Consider the following 24,967-nt stretch of genomic DNA (forward strand, 5'->3'; position numbering starts at 1 on the left):
TCCTTAGTTTCATGATAGCTGTTTCAGCCTTCGCGCAACAAAGCAGTACTTTAGTGGGGAATGATCAAAAGCAAATCAAATTATTCTTTGAGAAAGTATACCTGCAAACCGATCGTACCTATTACAACGAAGGTGAAGATATTTGGTTTAGCGCCTATTTGGTAAATGGAAAAAGCACCAGTTTGACAGGTACCAGTAATACGCTTTATGTTGAGTTGATCTCGCCTAAAGCAGAAATTTTGGATAGAAAGGTTATTCGCGTAGCGGATGGTTTAGGTTACGGCGATTTTAAGTTGAAAGATTCTATCGCCGCTGGCTGGTATTCTATTAAAGCGTATACCAATTGGATGCGAAATTTTGACGATAATTTTGTTTTTCAAAAAAGAATATATATTGATAATCAACTACATAGAACGCCTGCTTCTATGAAAGCTGGAGTGAATAAAAATGTGCCTGTCAATAGCGCTATTTCGTTAAAAAAGACAATCTCTTTTTATCCAGAAGGCGGTTCGTTGGTTGAAAACGTTTCAAGTTTAGTCGCTTTTAAAGCTTTGGATGAAGCGGGAAATGGCATCAAGGTACATGGAGGTGTGCTTTCATCCAAAGGCGATACGGTAACAACTTTTCAAAGCACCGATGCGGGTGTTGGCTTATTTGTATTTACACCGCTTGCAGGGGAAACATATCGCGTAGCGACCATTTCTGGAAAAGATAAAATGAATACGGAATTGCCAAGTGCCTTACAAAAAGGCTTAGTTATGCATGCCACCACTGATTCGGCTCAAGTGAAAATAGCTATTTCAACCAACGATGCAAGTTTTGCTGAATGGAAGGATAAGGCCGTTTCTGTTCAGTTAAAGCATGCCGGTGAAAGCATCTATTCGGGTTCCTTGAAATTCAGTAAAGCGAGTATTTTGGTTACCATTCCTACGGGAGATATGCCGCAAGGATTAGCTACGCTTACTGTTTTAGATGATTTGGGCCGCCCGCAATGCGAACGATTGATTTTTATACAAGGGAATAATGGAAACAAATTAGTTATTTCAACCAATAAAGCGGTTTATAAAAATAAAGAGAAAGTAACAGTGCAAGTAAAAGCCACCAATGTGTTGGGGCAGCCGATTAAAACCTTCTTTTCATTTGCAGCTGTAGACGCTGCATTACCTACCAGCGGAAGCAACATTTTATCGTATTTGTTACTCGAATCTGAAATTAAAGATGAAATTAAAAATCCCGATCAATATTTTGATGTAAACAATGCCGCACGATTTAAACAGCTCGATTTGCTCCTTTTGACACAGGGCTGGAGAGATTACCTTTGGAAGAGATTGGCAGAAAAACAAGTTAAAATTAGTTACATCCCAGAACCGGGGATAACTATTTCTGGAAATGTACGTGAACGTGTGGCGAATAAGCCCTTAGCCAATATGAACATTACCCTTTTTGGTAATGGCATGGTAGGCGATAAAATTTTCGTAACCAAAACCGATGCAAACGGCCGCTATTTTTTGGATGGATTAAATTGGATTGGAAATCAAGAATTAAAACTCAGTTCAAAGGACAGTAAAGGCAAAAAGGGAGGCTATTTACTGTTAGATTCGTTATTTAAAAATCCGATGAAAGCAGTAGCCCTACAAAGCGGTGGAGAATCGGAGCTTCCAGATCAGTTGAGTGTGGAATTGAGTAGACGTTCCAGTTACATTCGTAAAACGGCGTTTGCAGATTCCATCAGCCTAAACGATGTAAACATTACAGCTAACAAAGGGCAAAGAATCGAAATGTTTGACCAAAGTTTAACTACATTCGGATATCCGGATCAGGAATTTAATATCACATCTGCCGATTATTCTTACAACGGATTAGAGCACTTCTTGTTGACAAAGGTAAAGGGAGCGCAACCGCTGGATGACTTAGATTCAACCGGGAATGAAGGGATTGCTTTTTTATCTAATGGCAAGAAGATTCGTCCCAGAATTGTAATTAACAACCGCGAAGACTTATTTGGTCGCTTGGATTATTACAGTTTAACCATGGATCAAATTAATAAAGTACGCGTAAGTCACTTGGTCGGTAATAGTGGCGAAGATGTATATGTGGTATATCTAGATGTGAAAGATACAGCTTTGCAAGGGCCAAATGTGGATATCCTGAATGTGAATTTAACCGGGTACTATCAACAACGGATATTTTACTCACCGCAATACGACGGTGCACCCACACGCAATTTAGATGTTCGGACAACTTTGTTTTGGGCTCCTGCTTTAAAAACAGGTGATGACGGACAAAAAATAATTACCTTTTTTACAGGTGATAACAAAGGTTCGGTTAAAATACAAGCCGAAGGAATTACTACGAATGGACATCCGGTAGCGGCTAAAACAGCATATAAAGTTCAATAAATTGATGAAAATACAATCCCTAATTTCTAAAGTTTTTTTCCTGGCAATTGGTCTCATTTTTGTCTCGGAGTTTGTTTTCGGACAGCGTGAGATGGAATATCTCGATCGAGGTGTGGTTGTAATTCATCAACCTGGCGATAGTGCGTTTGTAAGTTGGCGTATTTTAGGAACGGAACCGGATAATATTAGCTTTAATCTTTATCGAAAAACCAGTGATCAACCAGCCGTAAAATTAAACGCTAAACCCTTACAAGGGGCTACCATTTTTACCGATAAACAAGTTGATTTTAGTAAAAAAAATAGCTGGTTTGTGCGTTCAATACAGCACAATAAAGAATCAGAAGATAGTAAAGCCTTTGTGCTAGCTGAAAATTCTGAAGCAAAACCTTATCTATCTATTCCTTTGAAAACATTGCCTGGCTATTCGCCAAACGATTGCTCTGTAGGCGATTTAGATGGAGATGGAGAATATGAAATTATCTTACATCAAACAGGTCGATCGCATGATAATTCGCACGCCGGGTTTACCTCTGAACCCTTGTTAGAAGCCTATAAACTGGATGGAACTTTTTTGTGGCGCATTAACTTAGGGAAAAACATTCGAGAAGGGGCTCATTATACGCAATTTATGGTGTACGATTTGGATGGTGATGGAAAAGCTGAAATTGCCTGCAAAACGGCAGACGGAACCATGGATGGAAAAGGGAAAATAATTGGCGATTCAACCAAAGATTGGCGCAATAAGTCGGGCTATATTTTGGCTGGTCCAGAATATCTAACCGTTTTTAACGGTTTAACAGGAGCTGAATTGTATACGACTGATTTTAATCCGCCTCGGTTTTCAACCATTAATCCTAGCTTTTACGATTTAAAAAATGAATGGGGTGATGGCTACGGTAATCGAATGGATCGCTTTTTAGCCGCAATTGCCTATTTGGATGGTAAGCATCCGAGCTTGATTATGAGCCGCGGTTATTATACCAAGATTGTAATCACAGCTTGGGATTTTAAAGATGGAAAGTTAGAAAAAAGGTGGGTTTTTGATACAGAAAAACCCGGGAATAAGAAGTTTGCTGGGCAAGGAAATCATAATTTATCGATTACGGATGTAGATGGCGATGGTAAGGATGAGATCGTTTTCGGTGCAATGACCATCGATGATGATGGAAAAGGTTTGTACAGTACTGGTTTTGGTCACGGAGATGCGATACATGTTGGTGATTTAGATCCGGATAGACCGGGATTGGAAGTTTTTGATATTCAGGAACGTTTTGACGATGCAGGTGCGCATTTAACCGATGCCGCAACAGGTAAAGTACTGTGGAAGCTGCCATCGGTAAAGGCAGGTGAGGATGGCGAAGGACCGGGACGTGGTTTAGCCTTGAATATCGATCCACGCTACCGTGGCTCCGAATGTTGGGTGGCTGGCGCTGGAATTACAGGCATGTACGATATCAAAGGAAATAAAATACAGGAACGTACTCCAAGTGTTAATTTCGGGATTTTTTGGGATGGTGATTGTCAAAGTGAATTGCTTAACAGTACCAACATCGATAAATGGGATTACTTAAACGCACAAACCAGCCGTTTGTTGAATGCGCGTATGTATAATTGTGTATCCAATAATGGGACAAAATCCAATCCCTGTTTATCGGCTGATATTTTTGGCGATTGGCGGGAAGAGGTCATCTATCGCACAGCGGATAATCAAGAACTCCGTATTTTTACGAGTACTATTCCTACCTCACATCGTTTTTATACGTTTATGCACGACCCACAGTATCGTTTGAGCATTGCTTGGCAAAATGTAGGTTATAATCAACCCCCACATACCAGTTTTTATATGGGCGATGATATGGAAAAACCACCGCTTCCGCACATTACGTTAATTAAATCAAAACCTCTTAAGTAAGGATATTATATCAAACAACCACACTTTTTAAACTAAAATGAATATTAAAACACTTAAAACCGCATCAGCAGCTATCGTCATTCTTGCTTTGTTCGCATTTGTGAATAAAGGTAAACCAACGTTACATACCATTGGTGATTCAACAGTGCGCAATTCAAATAAAGAAACCTGGGGTTGGGGAACACCCATTGCCGATTTATTTGATACCACACGCATTAACGTGGTAAATGATGCCATGGCAGGAAGAAGTACACGAACCTATCTTTCGGAAGGCAGATGGGATAAAGTTTTGTCGGTATTAAAACCCGGCGATTACATAACGATGCAGTTTGGACATAATGATGGTAGTGCACCCGACACGACCAAAGCAGGTCGTAGAGGCGTTTTGAAAGGCACCGGCGAAGAAACAAAAGTTTTAACCTGGCCTGATGGAAAAGTAGAAACAGTACACACTTATGGCTGGTATTTACGTAAGTTCGTTCGCGAAGCCAAAGCAAAAGGAGCCATTCCAATTGTAGTTTCGATGATTCCCCGCAATGAATTTAGAAATGGAAAAGTGCTTAGAGTTGATAAAGATTTCGGAAAATGGGCAGCAGAAGTTGCAAAAGAAGAAAAAGCTTATTTTGTTGATTTAAATAAGATTACAGCGGATAAATACGATGCCATGGGTCCAGAGAAAGTGAAAGAGTTTTTTCCGGGTGATCACACACACACCAATTTAGCCGGCGCTATGCTAAATGCCCAATCGGTTGTAGAGGGTATTAAGTTGTTGGAAGATTGTAAATTAAGCACCTATTTAAAGAAATAGCTAACCCTTATCATAAAATAGTATACTCAGAAAATGAAAATAATAAATAAATATGCGCGTTTTGTTTTATTTAGTGTGGTGATTTTGTGCTCGTCATTTGTCTTCTTAAAACAAAAGGATAAGCCCACTTTGTATTTAATTGGTGATTCAACCGTAAAAAATGGAAAAGGTAAAGGAGATGGCTCTTTATGGGGCTGGGGTAGTTTTATTGGTGAATTCTTCGACGCAACAAAAATAGCCGTTGAGAATGATGCTTTGGGGGGTACAAGTAGTCGTACTTTTCAAACAAATGGTCTTTGGGAACCTGTTTTGGCAAAAATTAAAAAAGGTGATTTTGTGATGATGCAATTTGGTCACAACGACAGCAGTCCATTAGATGATACAGCGCGTGCACGCGGAACCATCAAAGGTATTGGCAGCGAAAGCAAAGAAATTTATAATCCCATTAAAAAGAAGCAAGAAGTGGTGTATACCTATGGATGGTACATGCGCAAATTTGTAAACGATATTAAAGCGAAAGGTGGTATCCCGATTATTTGCTCGTCTATTCCTAGAAATCCAGTAAAAAAAGGCAAGGTAGAATTGGTAACAGATAACTATGCCAAGTGGGCTGAAGAAGTAGCTAAGGCAGAAAAGGTAGATTTTATTCCACTGAACCAACTCATTAAAGATAAATACGCAAAATTAAGCGCCGAAGAAGTGCAACTTTTTTTCACCGAAAAGGATCATACACATACCAACGAAGCGGGAGCAAAAGTAAATGCACAGGCCGTTGTGGATGGGTTAAAGTCGCTTAAGAAAAATCCGTTAAATAACTATCTAAAATAGTAGTTTGACATACTTTGCTTGTATATGAAATAGGCGTTTGTCTTTTAAAAGATGGCTTAAAAATAGCTTTGTACGCTTGATAGGCCATCATTTTTTATTAAAGCAGGACACTACAGGTTGCCCATGTTCAGCCGAAAGTGTATACTAGCGAACTTAACCAAATATGTTGGTAGGCTTTTAGTCGCTAACGCAATAAAATATGCAGATAAGAGTATCCCAAATGCTAAAAATACTTTTTGTAAGTATTTGTTTTTCCATTCTTTTTGTAGGCTTTACACAAGCACAAAGTATATCTTTAAAAGGTGAGTGGCGCTTTAAAATGGATCCAAAAGATGAAGGATTAAAAGCCAAATGGTTTAACTCGATGCTTCCTGAGAAGGTCGTTTTACCAGGCTCCATGGCTGAAAATTTAAAAGGGGATCCAATTACACTTAACACAAAATGGACGGGTAGTATTTATGATAGTTCATTTTTTTACAATCCACGATTAGAAAAATACCGCAAGGCGGATAACTTAAAAATTCCCTTTTGGTTAACGCCTGCTAAGCATTACGTGGGTGTGGCTTGGTATCAAAAAGAGGTTTATATTCCAAGTGATTGGAAAAGTCAACGAGTGGTTTTGTCTTTAGAATATCCGCATTCGCAAACCCGCGTTTGGATTGATGATGTAGAAGTGGGAACGCAATTTACTTTCGTCGTTGCGCAGAATTTTGAGTTACCAAGCAATTTATCCCCAGGAAAACACACTATTACACTCCAAATTGATAATCGGATTAAAGCCATTAATGTAGGGCAAGATTCCCATAGCTTAACCGATCATACCCAAGGAAATTGGAACGGGGTAGTTGGAAAAATGGAATTGCGCGCAGGTTCTACCGTTTATTTAGAAGATGTGCAGGTATTTCCCGATTTGAAGAATAAAATGGCAAAGGTAAAAATTCAGCTGAAAGCAGCTGATCATTCCAACTCAAAAGGACAAGTTATGCTCCTGGCGACTAGTTTTAATACGGCTACAATTGTAAATTCTAAAGCTGTTAAAGCGTCCTATACTATTGAAAATGGATCGGGAAGTTTAGAACTTGATTTACCGATGGGAAACAAGCTTTTAACCTGGGATGAATTTAATCCGGCTTTGTATCAATTGAATGTGAAATTGATTAGTAGCAGCGGCCAAAAGGATGAAAGAAATGTTCAATTCGGCATGCGCGAGTTTAAAGCCGTGGGACGTTCTTTTTACATCAATGGGCGTCCGGTTTTTCTGCGTGGAACAGTTAATAATTGTGAATTTCCGCTTACCGGTTATCCAGCAATGGACGTAGCCGCTTGGACGCGCATTTTTCGTATTTGTAAAGACCATGGCTTAAATCACATGCGTTTTCACTCTTGGTGCCCGCCAGAAGCAGCTTTTATAGCGGCCGATTTAGCAGGTTTTTATCTTCAGCCAGAAGGGCCAAGTTGGGCCAATCATGGTTCATCCATTGGCGATGGCAAACCTATTGATCAATTTATTTACGATGAAACCAATCGCATGGCCAAAAACTATGGCAATTATGCATCTTTTTGTATGATGGCCTACGGAAATGAACCACGCGGTCGTCAGGTAGAATATCTCAGCAAGTTTAACGATTACTGGAAAGCGAAAGACAGTCGTCGTATTTACACGGGAGCATCGGTAGGAGGTAGTTGGCCAGTAATTCCGAACAACGAGTTCATGGTGAGAGCCGGAGCACGCGGTTTGGATTGGAACAAAATGCCGGAAAGTAATTCAGATTATGCCAAACAGATAGAACAGTTTTCAGTACCTTTTGTGGCACACGAAATGGGTCAATATTGTGCATTCCCAAATTTCAAGGAGATTAAAAAATATACCGGTGTTTATCTCGCCAAAAATTTTGAACTTTTTCAAGAAGATTTAAAGGATCACGATATGGCCGATCAGGCAGATCAGTTTTTAATGGCCTCAGGTAAACTACAAGCATTATGCTATAAAAATGAGATCGAAAAAGCGCTTAGAACACCGAATTACAATGGATTTCAACTATTATCATTAAACGATTATCCCGGACAGGGAACTGCCTTGGTAGGGGTTTTAGATGCTTTTTGGGATACAAAAGGCTACATTTCGGCAAGAGAATTTAAGCGTTTTTGTAACAGTACGGTTCCGTTAATTCGTGTTCCAAAGTTTGAGTATACCGATGACGAAACCATTAAAGCTACTGTAGAAATAGCGCATTTTGGCCCTGAACCATTAAATAACGCAATCGTTCATTGTGCATTTAAAGATCAAAATGGTCGGGTGGTTTATAATTATACTTTTAAGCCAATGACATTACCTATTGGGAATGGCTTAGCTGTTGGAACGGTAGCATTCAAAAGAACACCTATTTCACAAGCTCAAAAGTTAAAGCTGGAAGTTTGGATTGAAGGAACCGTTTTTGCAAACGATTGGGATTTCTGGGTGTACCCATCAAAATTACCCACTAAAGAACACAAAACATATTATACCACCGTGCTAGATGAGAATGCAAAAGCTGTTTTAGACAAGGGTGGACAAGTATTTTTAAATGCTGCGGGGAAAGTGGTAAAGGGAAAAGAGGTTGTGCAAACATTTTTGCCAGTTTTTTGGAACACCTCTTGGTTCAAAATGCGTCCGCCGCATACTTTGGGCTTTGTAGTCGATGTTAAAAGTGCTGCTTTTGATAATTATCCAACTGAAAGTTACAGTACGATGCAATGGTGGGAAATTGTCAATAAAGCCCAAGTTATGAATTTGGAAGATTTTCCAAAGGGATTTAAACCATTGGTTCAACCGATTGATACCTGGTTTATGAACCGTCGTTTAGCCATGGTTTTCGAAGCCAAAGTAGGTAATGGGAAATTAATTGTTTCGAGTGCAAATCTTTCGCCTGATTTAAAAAATCAACCCAGTGCACAACAACTGTTTTATAGTTTGCAAAACTACATGGACAGTGATAAATTTAATCCAAAATACGAAGTGTTATTTGCTACCGTGAAAGATATTTTTGAAACGCCTTCAAAAGAGCAATTCAATACCTACACGAAGGATAGCCCAGACGAGTTAAAACCAAAACCAAAAAGTAATTAATGAGCAAGCTCAGGTATTGCTAACAAAAAATAATAGATATGAAAAATATAACCATCGCTTTCTTATCAATCGCTTTGTCATCTGCTCAGGTCTTTGCCCAAAAGCTTCCGAAGCAGAAGGATGTTTTAAGTACTTTACAACTTACCAACGCCTATTTCATGAATAAATGGCCGGATGCTGGGAAATCTATCATTACCAACAAAGAACGTCCAAGTAATATCTGGACGCGGGCAGTTTATTATGAAGGTTTAATGGCATTGTATACCATTAAAAAAGATAAATCGTATTATGATTATGCCGTGCAATGGGGCGAAAAGCATCATTGGGGTTTACGAGGAGGCGTTCAGAATCGCAATGCGGATGATCAGGCCTGCGGACAAACGTACATCGATTTGTATAACATCGATTCTAAACCAGAACGTATAAAAGACATTAAAGCTTCGATGGATTTAATGATGCAATCGGGTAAAGTAAGTGATTGGACCTGGATAGATGCACTTCAAATGGGCATGCCGGTTTTCGCGAAACTAGCCGATTTGTATAAAAATGATGCCTATTACGACTATATGTATAAAATGTACATGCACACGAAAACGGTAGAAGGTGGCGGTTTATACAATCAAAAAGATGGCTTATGGTGGCGCGATAAAGATTTTGTTCCTCCTTATAAAGAACCGAATGGAGAAGATTGCTACTGGAGCCGTGGAAATGGTTGGGTAGTAGCTGCTTTGGTAAAAGTGTTAGACGTGATGCCTAAAACGGGCCCCCACCGCGACGAATATTTGAAAACCTATCACGAAATGATTCAAGCATTGGTGCCTTTACAACGTCCAGATGGTTTTTGGAATGTAAGCTTACACGATCCCAATAACTATGGTGGCAAAGAAGTTTCAGGTACCTCCTTGTTTATTTATGGCATGGCTTGGGGAGTTAATAAGGGCATTTTAGATAAAGCCATTTATCAACCCATTATTGTAAAAGCATGGAATGCGATGGTAAAGGATGCCATTCATAAAAATGGATTTATTGGCTTTATGCAAGGTACCGGAAAAGAACCTAAAGACGGACAACCCCTGAGTTATACCAGCATGCCCGATTTTGAAGATTACGGTTTAGGTTGTTTCTTGTTAGCAGGAACAGAGATTTATAAAATGAAGCGATAATGAGAAAAATAATGCTGCATAACTGGGTTAAAAAGTGTTTCGTTCTCGGAATGCTGTGCTTATTTCTCGGAGCAGGAGCATGGGCGCAATCTGTCAAAGGAAGCGTGACTGGTTTTGATAAAAAGGGAAATGTTTTGCTGTTTAAAACGGTGCAAGCACACATAAGATTAGAGCTCATTACGGATGAAATCTTTCGCGTTAGAACCAGTTGGAACAATCGTTTCGAAGAAAATGAGAATTTAATGGTCATTCGTTACAATTGGGATATCGTAAACGCTAAAATAGAGAAATCGGATGCCTATTTCTTAATTAAAACAGCGAAGCTAAACATTAAGGTAAATAAAAACCCTTTCAAAATCGATGTATCCGATGCAGCAGGCAAAAGTTTGTCAATGGAGTCCACAAATGCGATGACAAAGCAAAATACCGAAGTAAGTGTTCAGAAAATTATGCAGAGCGATGAACATTTTTTTGGATTCGGTGAGCGAATGGATTTTCTGGATCGTCGAAATAAAAAAGTTACCTTAAATGTGGGTCGAGGAAAAGGTTTACCGCACGCCATTGGTGCCTATAATATTTTGGAAGCAAACTATTGCCCAGTTCCATTTTTTATGAGCACAAAGGGCTATGGCATATTTTTTCACAATTCCTTTGCAACCCAGTGGGATATGGGTGCGAGTGTAAAAAATCAATATAGCTTTAAGGCTGGAGATGGCGAATTGGATTATTATTTCATTTACGGTCCTACTTTCAGAAATATTTTAAATAACTACACTTCCCTAACAGGCAAGTCGCCTATGTTGCCACAATTTGCCTTGGGCTTGCATGCAGGTACCTACAGCGGCGGCACTTGGGGGCATGAGGCCGAGACATCCGATCAATATGTGGTAGCATTGGCAAAAAAATACCGGGAATTGGGTATTCCAGTCGATTTGTTGTGGCTCGACTCTACTTGGCGCTTGTTTGGTGAAAATGGAGGCAAAGGAGCTACCTCTTTCGAATGGAGAGAAACCTTTAAAAACCCAAAAGCCATGTTTGATAGTGTATACGCCTTAAATTATAAAATGGTAGGCCTGCACTTGCGTCCTCGTTTTGATAATGCGAAGAAACTAAACTTATTGGATCAAGCAAGAGCAAAAGGCTACACCTATCCTGAAAATGGGAAACCGGGTGAGTTTGTAAATTTTTTCGATGATCAAGCTACACAGTGGTGGTGGGATAATGGCGTGATGCGTGTAGCAAGTTTAGGTGCAAAATTTCTTAAAACAGATGAAGGTAGTGCCTTTGGCGCATTGGCAAATGAGAGTGAAAAAGTGGGGCCTACCGGTAAAGATGCCGAGCGTTTGCACAATGTTTTCCCAATAGCTTATGCAAAAGCTCCTTTTTTGGAATTTGAAAAATTTAACGGCTTTAGAGGCCTAAATCAAACGCGCGAAGGGTATTCAGGTATCCAACGGTATCCATTCATTTTCGCAGGTGATTGGCCTAGTGAGTGGCAATATTTTGCTCCAGTTATTAAAGCAGGGATCAATATTGGGCTTTCCGGCGTGGGATCTTGGTCGCATTGTATGGGAGGATTTGAGCATCCTGCCGATCCAGAATTGTATATTCGTTGGGTTCAGTTTGGTATGTTTAGCCCTATCGCATTGGTTTTTGGAATGGATCACCCGGGCTATAAAGAACCTTGGAATTATGGTGAAGATGCCTTAAGGAACTTCAAAAAGTACGATGTTTTGCGCTACCGATTGTTTCCGTATTTATACACCAGCATGCAGCAACAATATGATAGTGGTATACCCATGATGCGCGCCTTGGTTTTAGAAAATCAACAGGATGAAAATGTGTATGAAATTGCCGATCAATATATGTTTGGTGATCAGTTGATGGTGGCTCCTGTAACAACGAAAGGTGCTATAACGCGCTCGGTTTATCTCCCGAAAGGAACTTGGTTTAATTATTGGACTGGACAAAAATATGCTGGAGAAGCCTATCACCATGTGGTAGCACCTTTAGATACCATTCCTCTTTTTGTAAAAGCAGGAGCCATTATTCCTATGCAGCCTGAAATGGCGTATGCTGGCGAGAAACCCGTGGATGTGATCACTCTAGATATTTTTCCATACGGTAATTCGCAGTATAAATTATATGAAGACGATAATTTAAGCAATGCTTACAAAACAGGAAATTTTGCTTTTACAACCTTTTCTTCGTCGCTCAAGGCGGATGAACTGACGTTTAAAATTACCAAACCCGAAGGCAAATTTAAGCCGACTAGCCATACCTATGAATTGAAGATTCATTGGACGGGTGAAAAAGCACCTCAAAAGGTAACGGAAAACAGAATGGAAATGAAAGCTGGCCCAAGCTCCTGGAAATTCGATGAAGAAAGTAAGATTCTTTGGGTAAAATCGAAAGGCGGTAATGACGCAGATATTGTATTTACTATTCAATAAAATCGGATAATTTCATACCGCTTGACCAAAAATTATAAGAAATGAAAATCGCTTTTAAAATGAAATTGAAGCCTGGGTGTAAGGCAGAATATAAAAAACGCCACGACGAGATTTGGCCAGAATTGGCCGCTTTGTTGAAAAAAAATGGCATAAGTGATTATACCATTTTTTTGGATGAAGAAACCGATATTTTGTTTGCCGTGCAGCAACAAAACGGGCAATCATCACAAGATTTAGGAAGTACAGAAATTGTACAAAAATGGTGGGCTTACATGGCTGATATAATGGAAACAAACGCCGATAATTCGCCAGTAAGTATTCCCTTAGAAACTGTTTTTCATTTAGATTAATCGCATATGCAAACTCTTCGAATATATTGTAGCCTTTTTTTAACGGTTTTTATAATGAGCTATGTAAAGGCACAAAAAGTCGCTACATCGCCTTGGCCAATGGTTGAAAAACAAATGAAACCCTGGACCCGCTGGTGGTGGCTAGGAAGTGCTGTGAATGAAAAAGACCTAAATGATAATTTGAAGAAATATGCCGATGCAGGTATAGGAGGAGTAGAGATTACCCCAATTTACGGTGCCGTCGGTTTTGAGCAAAAATACATCCAGTTTTTGTCTTCAGAATGGACGCATATGTTGGATTATACCGTGAATCAGGCAAAAGCCTACGGCATGGGGGTTGATATGAATACCGGAACCGGTTGGCCATTTGGCGGACCACAAATTAAACTGGAAAATGCAGCCACTAAGTTAATTGTACAAAATTATACGCTAAAAGCAGGTGAGAAATTAAACGAAGCAATTAAAGTAAAGGAGAATAAACAAGAGTTTGCAAGCTTACAAGCTTTAACTGCTTATAGCGATAAAGGTGAAGCGGTAGATTTAATGAATTTGGTAAAAGAGGATGGTACCCTTTCGTGGTCGCCAGCCAGCGGAACGTGGCAAATTTATGCAGCGTTCGCAGGTAAAACCCGCCAAATGGTTAAACGTGCGGCACCGGGTGGAGAGGGTTTTACCTTGGATCATCTAGATAAAAAATCGGTGGATGTTTATTTAGAACGCTTTACTAAAGCTTTTAATGGCAAACCACAAGGGGTTCGTTCATTTTTTAACGACAGTTATGAAGTTTACGGCGCCAATTGGACACCTACCTTTTTTGATGTTTTTAAGAAAAATCGCGGTTATGATTTGCGTTTACATTTAAAAGAACTAACAGGACTGGATTCTACGAGTGCAAACGTTGCGCGCATCAAATCCGATTATCGCGAAACCATGGATGAATTGTTGTTCAGTAATTTTACTCAAAACTGGACAAACTGGGCGCATCAACTCAAATCTATCACAAAAAACCAATCACATGGATCTCCGGGTAATCTGCTCGATTTATATGGAGCGGTTGATATTCCAGAAACTGAAACATTTGGCTCTAGCCAATTTGCCATAAAAGGTATTCGACGCGACCCCGCCGACATTCGAAACGTAGATCCAGATCCGATGATGTGCAAGTTCGCCTCCTCAGCTGCACACACCAGCGGAAAGAATTTAATTGCTTCTGAAACCTTTACCTGGTTAACAGAACATTTTAAAACATCTTATTCGCAATGCAAACCTGAAGCAGAACAACTGTTTTTGGCGGGTGTAAACCATATTTTTTATCACGGTACAGCCTATTCACCCAGCAGTGTAGCTTGGCCAGGGTGGTTATTTTATGCGTCTGTAGAAATGAATCCAAACAACAGTTTGTGGCCACAAGCATCGGGTTTAAATAACTATATAGAACGCTGTCAATCGGTTTTGCAAAGTGGCAAAGCCGATAATGAACTGCTTATCTATTGGCCGGTGTATGATGTTTGGAACCGTGCAAAAGGTATGGACATTGCTTTAAAAGTTCATGATGTGGACGAATGGTTACATCCAACTGCTTTTTATAAGCTTTCGACTGGTTTAAGTAAAAATGGTTATGCTTTTGACTTTGTTTCAGACAGACAATTACAAAGAAGTAAGGTAAACCAAGGACATATTGAAACCAATGCCGCGGCAACTCCTTATAAAGTACTCCTAGTGCCGCAATGCGAATTGATGAGTTTTGAAACGCTTAAAAAAGTAATCGAATTGGCGAATAACGGTGCTACCGTAATTTTTCAGGCACTTCCGCACGATGTGCCCGGCTTTAACAATCTAGAAAAACGAAGAGCTGAATTTCAACAGACTTTAGATGGGCTTCGTTTTACTGAGAACGGAAAGGGAATGAAACAGTGCATCCTTGGAAAAGGAAAAATTATTTTGAGCACTGCCATCGAACAGACATTAACATCTGTTCAAATAAATCCTGAAAGTTTAACCCAAAAAGGACTCAAGTTCATTCGTCGTGATTTTAATTCAGGAAAATATTATTACCTCGTGAATCATCAAGATAAAGATATCGATACCGAATTGAGCTTAAATACCCTTGGCTCAGTTTTAATACTAGATCCGCAGAGCGGGATAAGTGGTAAGGCTTCTAGTAAAGTGGTAAACAATCAAACACAGGTACGTGTGCAGCTAAAATCGGGCGAAGCCCTCATTTTAAAAGTTACCGCCGCGGTAGAAACAGCACCAGAATGGGTGTATCTAAATAAAGCCGAAAAGAACATAGCCTTTACAAACCCGTGGAAGTTACATTTTACGGAAGGAGGTCCAACCTTACCAGCCGATCAAACCCTCGATCAGTTGCGTTCATGGACAGATTTGAAGGACCCTAGTTTACAATCTTTTTCTGGAACAGGCGTGTACACCAGCACCTTTAACCTTACAACTAAAATAGCAAAAGAATACGTGCTACATTTAAATCAAGTGAATGAAAGTGCACACGTATGGATAAACGGACAAGATGTTGGTATTTTATGGAGTATTCCTTTTCAAGCTAGGGTAGGGAAGTACCTAAAAGTAGGACAAAATAGTATAAAAATTGAAGTGGTTAATTTAATGGCAAACCGTATTCGTGAGATGGATCAAAAGAAAATTGAATGGAAAAAATACCACGAAATTAACTTTGTAAATATCAATTATAAGGAATTTGATGCCTCAAATTGGACTGTAATGCCATCAGGACTGCTTGGTCCAGTATATATAACCCCTTATTTTTAAGATGAGTAAAGAGTTGAAATGTTAAATTTTAAAATTTCAAAAAAAAAATAATTGTATAAAAAGACATACTAAATCGTTTTCTGTAACGTTTAGGGCTTTTTTTTAAAATGTGATAAGATTTTATAATGATTTAACAGGATGGTACAGGACGGGCAATGTGAAAAATCATTTTACATTTAGTTAAATAAATAACTAACCAGATAAACTTTAACCAAATATTAATTACAAACGTTAACTCACCAATATGTAAGAAAATTTTACGTTTCCTATAAGTCTCCCTTTTTCAAATATTCAGTTACTTCTAGAACGAAAGTTTTTACAGATTAGTTAATGGCGTTTTATCCAGTAAAATTGCTATGAGTAAAATTTTTTCAAAATTTTTAATCGTCAGTTTGACATTTATTTCGGTTCTTACTTCCTGTCGGAAAGAAGAGTTCGATAAGTTTTATGGTCGACCAGAAACATTAGCCGATCCCATTTATCAGCAATTACAAGCCAAAGGAAATTTTACGAAATTTCTGGAATGTATTGATAAAGCAGGGTACAAGGAAACCTTAAGTACTGCAGGGTCCTGGACTGTTTTTGCGCCGACTGATGAAGCTTTTAAAGCATACATGTCTGAAAATAGTCTGACAGAAATTAGTGCCGATTTAGCCTCGTCAATTGTTCGTTACTCGATGACTTATGATGGAGAGAAGATCGAGCGCTTAAGTGATAATTTAACAGCAAGAGGCTTTGTTAAAAATACAGCGTTTAGGCGTCGTAGTGTGTATTACGACTTTGTGTATGATGGAACCGATAACAACGGAAATGCTATTAAAGTAATTGCAGGAAATCGTAATGGGAGCTATTTAGCAACAGATTTTAACAATAAGAATCTGCCTTATTTTTTAACAGCCTACATGAATTTTGCAGGGCTTAAAGCAGATGATTATCAGGGTCTTTATCCTGGAAGTACCTATACCGGGCTAAACGTTGGACCAGCAAGAATTTCGGAACAAGACATTGTAGCAGAAAACGGTGTAGTTCATATCATTGATAAAGTATTATCCCCACCAAAAAGTATTGATCAATATGTTTCCTCAAAAACGGATTACAGTGTTTTTAAAAGCATGTTAGATAAGTACGTTTCATATAGCTTAAACAGTGATATTAGCCGCAAGTATCAAGTTTTAACAGGTAAAAGCGATAATGTTTATGCAAAAGTTTACAGTAACTTATTGGCGTTTTCACCAAATAATGAAAATTATTTAAAAGTAGATCCAAACGATGGCCAAACGGGAATGTACGGTATTTTTGCACCTACTGATGCTGCAGTACAAGCTTATTCAAAGACTTTATTAAAATATTACGGCAGAACGTTGAAACCAGGTACTTATAAAGAGCAATTAAATGAACTGTATGCAATTAGACCGGATATTATCCGCGATTTTATCAACTCCCATTTGTTTTTAAACCCGGTTTGGCCTACAAAATTTAGAACTACTACTAACTTTTTAGTAGAAACTACAAAACTTGCTACCACCGATATTAAAGAAGTTTTAGTATTAAGTAACGGTACATTCTACGGTGTAAATAAAGCGCAAGATGCGAGTGTTTTTTCAACTGTTTACGGAAAAGTGAACATCGATCCAACCTATAAAATTATGAAGCAAGCACTTGATTTCTTTGGGTTTACCAATCCAATCAAAACAGCTTCTTTAAAATATTTAATTATTCCCATTCCGGATGCTACCTTGGTTTCAATGGGCTTTTCATATGATCCATTTTATCCAACATCACCAATTAGAGGAGATAATGTGATGTTAAGAAGAATTTTACAAACGCACATCATTCCTTTATTAGGTAGAGATGTTCCAAATTTGGCTACAGGTTCTGGGATTTTGGAAACGTCGAATGGAGAATATATCCGTTATGCTTCTGGGAAAGTGTTTTCTGCTGGTACAGAAGATAATACTGCCGTTGCCGATCAATCGGTTGTGGTGGATTCAACTGCTACAGCTACGAATGGTGCTGACTGGTATGTTTCGAAAGCATTAACTTATACCACTCAGGCAGTAAGTACCGATATTGCAAAATATGGTACCCTTTCAACGGACCCATATTATAGTTTTTGGCAATATTTAAAAGGCAATGTAACACTTTACAATGCGAGTACTGGTGCTATCCAAGGAATTACAGATGGTACATTTTATACCATTTTTATCCCAACTAATTCAGCTGTTCTGGCGGCCGTAACTGCTGGTTTGTTACCAAAAAATACCAACGGTACGCCAAATTATGCGCCAACACTGCCCGAGGATATAGCCAAGGTTACTAAGTTTATTCAGTATCACATCATCAATAAAACCTCGATTGCAGCTGATGGCCAAAAAACAGGTTTATATGAAACACTGTATAAAAATGATTCGGGCGATGTGGTAAAATTAACGGTAGCAACAAACACAACAAGTTCTTTAAGCTTACGGGATATAACCAATAGTACGGCAGATGTTCTTTTAGGCGCCAGTAATAGAAGTAACGTCCTTTCAAATAGAACGGTAATCCACCAAATTAACACTTATTTAAAATACCAATTTTAAAGATGAAGATTTTTATAAATAGAAAATATACGCGCAGTGTATTTATATTGCTATGCTTTTTATTTGGAGCTGGCTTAGTTACAAATGCGCAAGTTACAACTGTAAGAGGTAGAATTATCGATAAAAAAGATAAACAACCTATTGTTGGAGCATCGGTAGTATTGGTGGATAAAGATCGTCGTGTGGTAAAGGGGGTTTCATCGGATATTAATGGAAATTATGCTTTGCCGGTTGCCGATAAAAATTTACGCATTCAAGTTTCTTACATCGGCTATAACTCAACCAGCCCGATCGCAATAGACAAGGATGTAATCAACTTCCAGTTGGAACCATCAAGTAATCAAATGGATGAAGTACAGATTTCGGCAAAAGCTAAAACCGATTCAGGTACAGGAATGATAATCGATAAACGCGATCAAACCTCTGCAACAGCAACCATTAGTGGAAAAGAATTGGAAGAAATGCAAGCTCCATCCATTGATCAAGCTTTACAAGGTCGTTTATCGGGGGTAGATATTACAGCCAGTACCGGTGATCCAGGTGCGCCAATGCAAATCCGTATTCGGGGTACATCATCGATCAATGGCGCCACCGATCCCTTAATTGTTTTGGATGGTATGCCATACGACATTAGTATTCCTTCAGATTTTAACTTTGCAACATCCGATGAGAACAACTATGGTCAGTTATTAAACATTGCACCATCAGATATTAAAGAAATCAGCGTATTAAAAGATGCGGCTGCAACGGCAGTTTGGGGTTCAAGAGCTGCAAATGGAGTATTGGTTATTACCACCAAACGCGGTTCAATTGGCCCTCCTCAAATTTCGTATAACTTTAAAGGTTCATTATCGAAACAGCCAAGTGCCATTCCCATGTTAAATGGAAATCAGTATTCTTCATTAATTTTGGAAGAATTTTACAATGCTGGTAGACAATTTTCAACTACGGAATTTGCAAAAGAATTTCAATACGATAAAAACGATCCGTATAACTATTACAACTTTAGTAACAATACCGATTGGGTAGCGGCTGTTACGCAAACGGGTTATTTACAAGATCATAACCTTTCTATTGCCGGTGGGGGTGAAAAGGCAAGATACCGTGCTTCTGTCAATTATTTTAACTCGGCTGGTACGACTATTGGAACCGACTTAACGCGTATGTCAGCAAGGGTAAACTTGGATTATACCGTTTCTAATAAAATTCGATTCAGTTCGGATATTTCGTATACGCACGTAGATCAGCTAAACTCATTTTTACCGAATGGTAGTAACACGTTAAATTTGCGGAGCATTGCCTATAATAAGATGCCTAACCAAGGTATTTATGAATACGATGAATATGGAAATTTAACGGGTAATTATTTTAGTCCAGCAGCTACCGCACAAGGAACATACCCGGGTACCTACAATCCGGTAGCATTAGCCCTGGAAGGAGATAATCGTCAAATAGGGGAACGTATTACCCCAAAATTTAGTTTACAATATCAAATAATTCCAGAACGCTTACGGTTGAACGGAAGTTTTATGGTTGATGTAAACAATACTAAAATAAATACTTTTTTACCGCAAATTGCCACAGGTCGCCCATTTACAGAAAATACAGTTAACCAGGCAATTGATAATGATGGAGATTCATTTAACATGACAACCAACATCAATTTATCGTACACGCCAGATTTGGGTCCTAAACACGATTTAATTGCCTTTTTACGCTTTGATAGCTACGATAGCCGTCGTTCAGGTCAATATTTAATGGTAACCAATACAGCTTCTTCGTACTTACAAGATCCATCAATAGACGGTAGAACCAATAATACAGGCTCAGCATCGTCATCATATGCACAAACACGTTCGGTAGGTTTATTAGGAAATGTTCAATACAAATATTTGGATCGTTACATTATCAACGGAAGTTTAAGAGCTGATGGTAATTCTAAATTTGGACCAAATAATCGTTATGGTGTATTTCCTTCAATTTCAGGTCGTTGGAGAGTGTCTGGTGAGAAATTCATGAATAATACCAAAAAATACATCGATGATTTAAGTTTTAGAGCGAGTTACGGTAAAAGTGGTAATGCTCCGCGTTACGATTATACCTACTACAATATTTACCAAAACTACAACGTAAGTTATTTAGATCTGCCGGGTGTATACAGTACCGATATGGAATTAACCGATTTACGTTGGGAGAAAGTAACCCAATCAAACGTAGGTGTAACGTTAACCATGCTTAAATCTAGAATTAGCATGGACATTGATTTGTACCGTAAACGCACAGATGATTTGTTTTTCGGTAATTTAGCCGTGGCTACCTACAACGGATATTCAGGCGTGGATATGAACGTAGGTACCATGGATAACCAAGGTTGGGAATTTAGTTTGAATGCTACTGCGGTACGTACCAAAAAATGGCGAGTAGATTTTAATTTCAACATTGCGCACAACGAAAACGTGATCCGTGAAATTTCTCCATTATATCCAAGAGAAAATGGCGGAAAGGTTACGTCTAATAATGTTTATAAAGTATTTATTCAAGAAAACAACCCATTCGGTTCATTCTACGGTTTCAAATTTAAGGGCGTTTACCCTGATAAAAATGCAACAGTAGCTTTAGATGAGCACGGAAACCAAATTATCGGCCCTAATGGCGATAAAGTTTATATGCGTTTCTCTTATCCAACAATCGATTATGTTTTTCAACCGGGTGATGCCATGTATGAAGATATTAATCATGATGGAAATATCGATTATAAAGACATCGTTTACTTAGGAAATGGTAATCCGAAATTAACAGGCGGTTTTGGTACACGTGTTACGTTCAACGGCAATTTAACCTTTATGGTCAATTTCTCTTACCGTAGTGGGTACGACATCATTAACGGTAACAAAATTACCACCACCAACATGTATGGCTACAACAACCAAAGTACCGCTGTATTACGCAGATGGAAAGAAGAGGGAGATATTACCGACATTCCACGCGCCATGTACGGTACAGGTTATAACTGGTTGGGGTCTGACCGCTACATTGAAGATGGATCGTTCTTACGTTTAAGATCGATTACAATGAAGTATGATTTTACGAAAAACTTCATTAAACGCATTGGAATGAAATCAGTAGGCATGTATGTTACTGCTGAGAACTTATTAACCTTTACAAAATATACCGGTCAAGATCCTGAGGTGCCAATCAAATTAAATGGTTTTAATACCGTGGTTGACAATTCAACAACACCACCGATTAAAACAGTAACATTTGGTTTAACCGCTAACTTTTAATATCAGTGAAGATGAAAAAAATTATATATAGCAGTTGCGTGTTATTCATGCTTATAATCAGCAGCTCATGCAATAAATATCTTGATTTAGAACCACGCGATGGTATTACAAAGCAAGAATATTGGAGAACAAAAGAAGATGTTTTAGCCGCTGTAGCGGGATGTTATGCATCGGTGTTGGCACCTCCTCCAGGTGTTACAGATAAATCATTGCTTGAATACATGTTCATGTATGGCGAATTACGTGCGGATATGATTGTTGCAGGCCCTGGATTTACAAATGACGAAAACGATATAGTGAATGTAAACATCACAGAATCAAATCCTCTTACGAAATGGGCCTCGTTTTATCGTACCATTAATTATTGTAATACCGTTTTAGATTTTGCACCAGATGCCAAAGCGATTGACCCAACTTTTACGCAAGAAGCGTTAAATGCTTATAGCGCAGAAGCTTTAACCTTGAGAAGCTTGATGTATTTTTATTTGGTGCGTTCATTTGGCGATGTGCCTTTAAAATTAACGTCAACTTCAAAAGATACAGATTTAAAAGAATTGGGTAAAGCAAAACAGCTTGATGTATTAAATCAAATTGTGGCCGATTTAAAGAAAGCTGAAGCTGGAGCCGTTACCACGTATGGCAATACCAAATCGGATAAAAGCAGGATAACCAAATTTACGGTAAATGCTATTTTGGCGGATGTATACCTGTGGATGGAAAACTATAGTGGCTGTTTAGCTGAATGTCAAAAAGTGATTGATTCGCAGCGTTTTGCTTATGTTCAAGCAAATTCAGCGTGGTATAACAATGTATTTTACAACGGAAGTTCAACAGAAACCATTTTCCAGTTTGATCAATCCATCGCAAATCCTTTTTACAGTCTACTTATTCTATCAAGAAAACGCTATCTGGCTTCGCCATATATTGCATCAGATATCTTTATCCCAGATGATGTAGATCCAGATCGTAACTACGATATCCGTGCAGGTGCTTATTTTACATCTGCTTTTGATATTGTTAAATGGGGAACGGAAAATCCATCATACGTTAAATGGCAAGCGTACCGTATTTCGGATATCATGTTAATGAAAGCAGAAGCTCTCGCATTAAGCAATGATGGAGCAGGCGCATTGGCCATTGTGGCCGATTTAAGACTGCGCAGATTAGCAGTGAAAGCAACCGAACAAAGCCCAAGTGCGGATGATACGGAAGGTATTTGTGATTATATTTTAGCAGAACGCTCTAGAGAATTCGCATTCGAAGGGAAACGTTGGTACGATGTATTACGTCATTCGAAGCGCAATAATTACAGTCGTTTAGATATTTTGTTGGATATGGTTTCGCGTACCGTACAACCTACCTTGCAAGCTTCTGCCATTACGAAATTAAGAGACCCGAATAGCAATTACTTCCCGATTTACGAAACTGAGTTATTTGCTGATACAAAATTGGTTCAAAATCCATTTTACACCCGATAAATATGAGTGTTATGAAAACAAAAACAAACATTTTTAAGCTAAGCATAACAGTTATGCTAGCCGCATTTATGTTTTTCTTATTTAACGCATGTCGTAAAGAATCCTATACTACTACCACCACAACCGATGTGAATATTACAGGATATTTAGAAAAATATCCAGAGAAATTTTCGCTATTTCTGGAGATTTTAGATCGTTCAGGTACGAAAGGATACTTAGGTGCTTATGGAAAATATACCATTTTTACGCCTACAAACGATGCCGTAAATGCATGGTTAAAAGCATTAAATAAAACTTCGGTAGAACAAGTATCGCCAGAAGATTTAAAAAATTTGGTACGTTTTCACGTACTACCGGATACGCTTGCAACCAATCGCTTTACTGACGGAAAATTACCGCAAATAACCTTATATGGTCAATATTTACAAACGGGAGTAATATTCACAGGTGGCGCCAGCAGTTATATCATTAATAAACAAGCAAAGGTAACCCAATCGAATGTACGTGTTGGTAATGGTATCATGCACATTATTGATCAAGTGTTGCTTCCGGCAACCAAAACATTAGCGCAAAGCATCGAAACCAATGCGCGCTACTCAATTTTTACCCAAGCCTTAAAAGAAACAGGTTTTTATGATTCGTTGAACTATGAGCAAAGTAAAGTTCCGGATACGACACGTCGTTTTCAAACGGTTATTTTAGAATCAGATTCAGCTATCAATGCAGCGGGGTATCCTAATTATGCCGCATTAAAAGCAAAACTCTCAAAAACAGGGAATCCTAAAAGCCATACAGACAGCTTGTGGATGTATGTAGCATATCACTTATCTACTGGAGCAAGTTATTCTGCAGATATTGTTTCTTCTTCTTCTATCAATACATTGGCTCCAGCAGAAATTGTTACCACGAAATTAGCCGGAACTAAAATATTATTAAATGATGATGAGTTTAACGGAGTAAAAGAACCTGGTGTTGAATTGAATCGTTCGCGCGCAGACATTACGGCATCAAATGGTGTGTTTCACGAAGTAAAAGACTTCTATAAAATTAAACCGCGTTTTCCAACTGGAGTATTCTTTGATATTGGCGATCAACCAGAGTTGCGCGCTTTACCAAATTGGCGTACCCCAGGACAAACAGTTAATCTTATTCAAAATGGTAAGTTCATAACCGAGGGCATTCGTGGAGATAAAATTCCTACGCAAGCAATTAACTATACAACGGCTACACTTCCATTAGATGCCAGTGGAAGAAGTTATGCCAATCAAGATGTAATTCAGTTTAATGCCTCAACTAGTAATAATCAGCGTAATTACTGGATTGAGATTCGCTCACCGATGTTAGTAAAAGGTAAATACAAAATTTGGATTTGCTACACCTACAATGTAAATGGGCCATTGGCACAAGTAGGTATGGATGTAGGTACATCGCAAGAACAGTTGCTGCCAAATTTGGTAGATTTTACACAACAATTAACCTCGTCGGGTGTGCCAGATGCCAGCTCTACTTTGCCTTCTACCGACGGATTAATGTTGGCGAACGGATTTAAACGTTACCTGGCCACAGTATCTGAAACAAATGAAAATGGCATAAAAGGTTTGCAGCCAAATACCGGAAATGGATGGAAAATTATGCCGGGTAAATTAGTGGGTACAGCTGATATTAAAACTACTGACAAACACTGGTTGCGATTATCTTTCTTGCGAGGAAATAATAATAATATTATGAATATCGATATGATTCATTTTATTCCGGTGGATGATGACCAGAATTATCCAAGATTTTCACCATCAGGAGCAGTATTTAAACGTCCATAACGC

The 24,967-nt window shown here is 38.7% G+C and carries 13 protein-coding genes; all 13 read left to right on the forward strand.

Annotated elements, in window-relative coordinates:
• Window positions 1–11: 11 nt before the first annotated feature.
• The 13 genes from ACJVDK_RS03850 to ACJVDK_RS03910 all read left to right on the forward strand — a co-directional run bounded on the left by ACJVDK_RS03850 (window position 12) and on the right by ACJVDK_RS03910 (window position 24,964).
• Window positions 12–2,399, forward strand: coding sequence for a hypothetical protein (locus ACJVDK_RS03850; protein WP_443938972.1), 2,388 nt, complete (start codon window positions 12–14; stop codon window positions 2,397–2,399).
• A gap of 4 nt (window positions 2,400–2,403) precedes the next feature.
• Complete coding sequence (locus tag ACJVDK_RS03855; protein ID WP_443938973.1) at window positions 2,404–4,311, forward strand: rhamnogalacturonan lyase; 1,908 nt, start codon at window positions 2,404–2,406, stop codon at window positions 4,309–4,311.
• Window positions 4,312–4,348: 37 nt separating this feature from the next.
• The gene (locus tag ACJVDK_RS03860; protein WP_443938974.1) at window positions 4,349–5,119 is read left to right on the forward strand and encodes a rhamnogalacturonan acetylesterase; all 771 of its coding nucleotides are present in this window, start codon (window positions 4,349–4,351) and stop codon (window positions 5,117–5,119) included.
• Between the two features lie 33 nt (window positions 5,120–5,152).
• Window positions 5,153–5,947 (forward strand): rhamnogalacturonan acetylesterase, encoded by a 795-nt coding sequence (locus ACJVDK_RS03865; RefSeq protein WP_443938975.1) that lies wholly within the window; start codon window positions 5,153–5,155, stop codon window positions 5,945–5,947.
• A 220-nt stretch (window positions 5,948–6,167) separates the two neighbouring features.
• Window positions 6,168–9,053, forward strand: a complete 2,886-nt coding sequence (locus tag ACJVDK_RS03870) for an exo-beta-1,4-galactosidase (protein ID WP_443938976.1) — start codon at window positions 6,168–6,170, stop codon at window positions 9,051–9,053.
• 38 nt (window positions 9,054–9,091) lie between these two features.
• Complete coding sequence (locus ACJVDK_RS03875) at window positions 9,092–10,216, forward strand: glycoside hydrolase family 88/105 protein (RefSeq protein WP_443938977.1); 1,125 nt, start codon at window positions 9,092–9,094, stop codon at window positions 10,214–10,216.
• Between the two features lie 50 nt (window positions 10,217–10,266).
• Complete coding sequence (locus ACJVDK_RS03880) at window positions 10,267–12,669, forward strand: glycoside hydrolase family 31 protein (protein ID WP_443938978.1); 2,403 nt, start codon at window positions 10,267–10,269, stop codon at window positions 12,667–12,669.
• A gap of 41 nt (window positions 12,670–12,710) precedes the next feature.
• Window positions 12,711–13,019, forward strand: a complete 309-nt coding sequence (gene rhaM / locus ACJVDK_RS03885) for an L-rhamnose mutarotase (RefSeq protein ID WP_443938979.1) — start codon at window positions 12,711–12,713, stop codon at window positions 13,017–13,019.
• A gap of 54 nt (window positions 13,020–13,073) precedes the next feature.
• Window positions 13,074–15,803: a glycosyl hydrolase gene (locus ACJVDK_RS03890; RefSeq protein ID WP_443938980.1), complete on the forward strand. Its 2,730-nt coding sequence runs from the start codon at window positions 13,074–13,076 to the stop codon at window positions 15,801–15,803.
• Window positions 15,804–16,159: 356 nt separating this feature from the next.
• The gene (locus ACJVDK_RS03895) at window positions 16,160–18,385 is read left to right on the forward strand and encodes a fasciclin domain-containing protein (RefSeq protein WP_443938981.1); all 2,226 of its coding nucleotides are present in this window, start codon (window positions 16,160–16,162) and stop codon (window positions 18,383–18,385) included.
• A 2-nt stretch (window positions 18,386–18,387) separates the two neighbouring features.
• Complete coding sequence (locus ACJVDK_RS03900; RefSeq protein ID WP_443938982.1) at window positions 18,388–21,669, forward strand: SusC/RagA family TonB-linked outer membrane protein; 3,282 nt, start codon at window positions 18,388–18,390, stop codon at window positions 21,667–21,669.
• A gap of 11 nt (window positions 21,670–21,680) precedes the next feature.
• The gene (locus tag ACJVDK_RS03905; RefSeq protein WP_443938983.1) at window positions 21,681–23,147 is read left to right on the forward strand and encodes a RagB/SusD family nutrient uptake outer membrane protein; all 1,467 of its coding nucleotides are present in this window, start codon (window positions 21,681–21,683) and stop codon (window positions 23,145–23,147) included.
• An 11-nt stretch (window positions 23,148–23,158) separates the two neighbouring features.
• The gene (locus ACJVDK_RS03910) at window positions 23,159–24,964 is read left to right on the forward strand and encodes a fasciclin domain-containing protein (RefSeq protein ID WP_443938984.1); all 1,806 of its coding nucleotides are present in this window, start codon (window positions 23,159–23,161) and stop codon (window positions 24,962–24,964) included.
• Window positions 24,965–24,967 lie beyond the last annotated feature (3 nt).

Source organism: Pedobacter paludisoli (assembly GCF_052344095.1).
GTDB lineage: Bacteria > Bacteroidota > Bacteroidia > Sphingobacteriales > Sphingobacteriaceae > Pedobacter.

Coding starts and splice junctions, on each gene's coding strand:
- ACJVDK_RS03890 (WP_443938980.1), top strand. CDS start 13,074: ATGAGCTATGTAAAGGCACAAAAAGTCGCTACATCGCCTTGGCCAATG.
- ACJVDK_RS03910 (WP_443938984.1), top strand. CDS start 23,159: ATGAAAACAAAAACAAACATTTTTAAGCTAAGCATAACAGTTATGCTA.
- ACJVDK_RS03905 (WP_443938983.1), top strand. CDS start 21,681: ATGAAAAAAATTATATATAGCAGTTGCGTGTTATTCATGCTTATAATC.
- ACJVDK_RS03870 (WP_443938976.1), top strand. CDS start 6,168: ATGCTAAAAATACTTTTTGTAAGTATTTGTTTTTCCATTCTTTTTGTA.
- ACJVDK_RS03875 (WP_443938977.1), top strand. CDS start 9,092: ATGAAAAATATAACCATCGCTTTCTTATCAATCGCTTTGTCATCTGCT.
- ACJVDK_RS03850 (WP_443938972.1), top strand. CDS start 12: ATGATAGCTGTTTCAGCCTTCGCGCAACAAAGCAGTACTTTAGTGGGG.
- ACJVDK_RS03895 (WP_443938981.1), top strand. CDS start 16,160: ATGAGTAAAATTTTTTCAAAATTTTTAATCGTCAGTTTGACATTTATT.
- rhaM (WP_443938979.1), top strand. CDS start 12,711: ATGAAAATCGCTTTTAAAATGAAATTGAAGCCTGGGTGTAAGGCAGAA.
- ACJVDK_RS03900 (WP_443938982.1), top strand. CDS start 18,388: ATGAAGATTTTTATAAATAGAAAATATACGCGCAGTGTATTTATATTG.
- ACJVDK_RS03860 (WP_443938974.1), top strand. CDS start 4,349: ATGAATATTAAAACACTTAAAACCGCATCAGCAGCTATCGTCATTCTT.
- ACJVDK_RS03865 (WP_443938975.1), top strand. CDS start 5,153: ATGAAAATAATAAATAAATATGCGCGTTTTGTTTTATTTAGTGTGGTG.
- ACJVDK_RS03855 (WP_443938973.1), top strand. CDS start 2,404: ATGAAAATACAATCCCTAATTTCTAAAGTTTTTTTCCTGGCAATTGGT.
- ACJVDK_RS03880 (WP_443938978.1), top strand. CDS start 10,267: ATGCTGTGCTTATTTCTCGGAGCAGGAGCATGGGCGCAATCTGTCAAA.